Annotated in this window: 1 protein-coding gene and 1 pseudogene; both read left to right on the top strand. The window is 64.3% G+C overall.

Features of this window, described 5'->3' with window-relative positions; genetic code table 11:
- Positions 1-67 precede the first annotated feature (67 nt).
- Positions 68-223 (top strand): annotated as a pseudogene (locus tag A5740_RS11745) (DoxX family protein); the annotation flags it as partial.
- A 105-nt stretch (positions 224-328) separates the two neighbouring features.
- Positions 329-2,104 carry a DUF3556 domain-containing protein gene (locus A5740_RS11740; RefSeq protein ID WP_076194229.1) on the top strand — a complete coding sequence of 592 codons (1,776 nt, stop codon included), beginning with the start codon at positions 329-331 and terminating at the stop codon, positions 2,102-2,104.
- Positions 2,105-2,153 lie beyond the last annotated feature (49 nt).

Here is a 2,153-nt window from a genome sequence, read left to right as displayed (position 1 = left end):
GGGCCAAAGGTGACGTCGCGGCACTGCCTGCCGCGGTGCGCCCCTATCGCGATCACCCGGCGGGGTGGCCGGCCGGTACAGCCTCGATCACCTGCTGTTCTCCGACGCCGGCTTCTACCACCTGTTGCACGGCTGGGGCGGCATGGCGATCGCCGTGGTGCTGGGCCTGCTCGGTGGCATCGGACAGTTGGCGATCTTCTACCGCCCGCCGGTGAAGTCCTAGTTTCTTGGCCGAACAGACGCAAACCCGCCCAGTTTCACGCTGAAAAGGGCGGGTTTGTGTCTGTTCGCGTGAGGGCGGACTAGAACACGTTCTAATCTGACTGGCATGGGTTTTCTCAAACAGGTCGCTCCGCAGGTCGACTTCGAGGAATGGAGTAAAGGCACCCGGGCCGAGAAGATCCGGCCGATGGCGCGGCACTGGGCCGAGGTCGGATTCGGGACACCGGTCGTGCTGCACCTGTTCTACGTCGTCAAGATCCTGCTCTACATCCTCGGGGCGTGGCTGATCGCGCTCACCACCACCGGGATCGACGGATTCACCAACGTCGCCTCCTGGTACGCCGAGCCGATCGTCTACCAGAAGGTCATCTTCTACACGATGCTGTTCGAGGTCGTCGGCCTCGGCTGCGGTTTCGGCCCGCTCAACAACCGGTTCTTCCCGCCCATGGGCTCGATCCTGTACTGGTTGCGGCCCAAGACCATCCGGCTGCCACCGTGGCCCGGCCGGGTGCCGCTGACCAAGGGGGACGACCGTACCCTGCTCGACGTCGCGTTGTACGGGGCGTTGATGGTGATGCTGGTGGTGGCGCTGTGCTCGCAAGGCTCGGGGCCGATCCCCGAACTCGGCACCCAGATCGGCGTGCTGCCGGTGTGGCAGACGGCCGCGATCATCGGCCTGCTGGCCGTGGCCGGCCTGCGGGACAAGGTGATCTTCCTGGCCGCCCGCGGCGAGGTCTACGGCGCGCTCGCGGTCTGCTTCCTGTTCAGCGGCGCCGACATCGTCATCGCCGCCAAGTTGATCTGCCTGACCATCTGGATCGGTGCGGCGTCGTCAAAGCTGACCAAGCACTTCCCGTTCGTCATCTCGACGATGATGAGCAACAACCCGATTTTCCGACCCCGCTGGATCAAACGGAAGTTCTTCGAACACTTCCCGGATGACCTGCGGCCCGGGCGACCGTCACGCTTCGTGGCGCACTTCTCCACCGTCATCGAGGGTTTGGTGCCGTTGGTGTTGTTCTTCTCGCATGGTGGCTGGGCGACCGCGATCGCGGCATTCGTCATGCTCGTCTTCCACTTCGGCATCCTGAGCGCCATTCCGATGGGGGTGCCGCTGGAGTGGAACGTCTTCATGATGTTCAGCGTGCTGGCGCTGTTCGTCGGGCATCCCGGTATCGGGCTCGGTGACCTGAACAGCCCGTGGCCGATCGTGTTGTTCGCGGTGTCGGCTACCACCGTCGTGCTGGGAAACCTGTTCCCGCGCAAGATCTCCTTTCTGCCCGGCATGCGGTACTACGCGGGCAACTGGGACACCTCACTGTGGTGCGTCAAGCCCTCGGCCGCGGAGAAGATCGAGAAGGGCATCGTCGCGATCGCCAGCATGCCCGCCGCCCAGATGGAGCGGTACTACGGCAGCCCGGAGACCGCCCAGATGTATCTGTACATGGGATATGCCTTCCGTGGCTTCAACTCTCACGGGCGTGCGCTGTTCACCCTGGCCCACCGCGCCATGGCCGGGCAGAACGAGGACGACTACGTGTTGACCGACGGGGAGCGGATCGTCTCCACGGCCATCGGCTGGAATTTCGGCGACGGGCACATGAGCAACGAGCAACTCGTCGCGGCCCTGCAGTCCCGCTGCCACTTCGAACCGGGAGAGGTGCGGATCGTCATGCTCGACGCGCAGCCGATCCAGCACCAAACCCAGCAGTACCGGCTCGTCGACGCCGCCACCGGAGAATTCGAGCGGGGTTACGTCAAGGTCGCCGACATGGTGACCCGCCAGCCCTGGGACGACGAAATACCGGTTTACTCGGAATCGACATCGACCGTGCGTTCAGATCGCGATTCGGGCCTTGGATTCAGGCGGTCGCTGCGGTGAATGTGGACGGGTCTGACAGTAGTCGGTCGAGTTCTTCGGCGGGGGTGCG

It is taken from the genome of Mycobacterium sp. GA-1841 (assembly GCF_001954135.1).
Taxonomy (GTDB): domain Bacteria; phylum Actinomycetota; class Actinomycetes; order Mycobacteriales; family Mycobacteriaceae; genus Mycobacterium.
This window is presented reverse-complemented; position numbering and strand designations above follow the sequence as displayed.

Excerpts from the sequence above, each read along its gene's own strand:
- A5740_RS11740 (WP_076194229.1), top strand. The coding sequence starts at position 329 with ATGGGTTTTCTCAAACAGGTCGCTCCGCAGGTCGACTTCGAGGAATGG.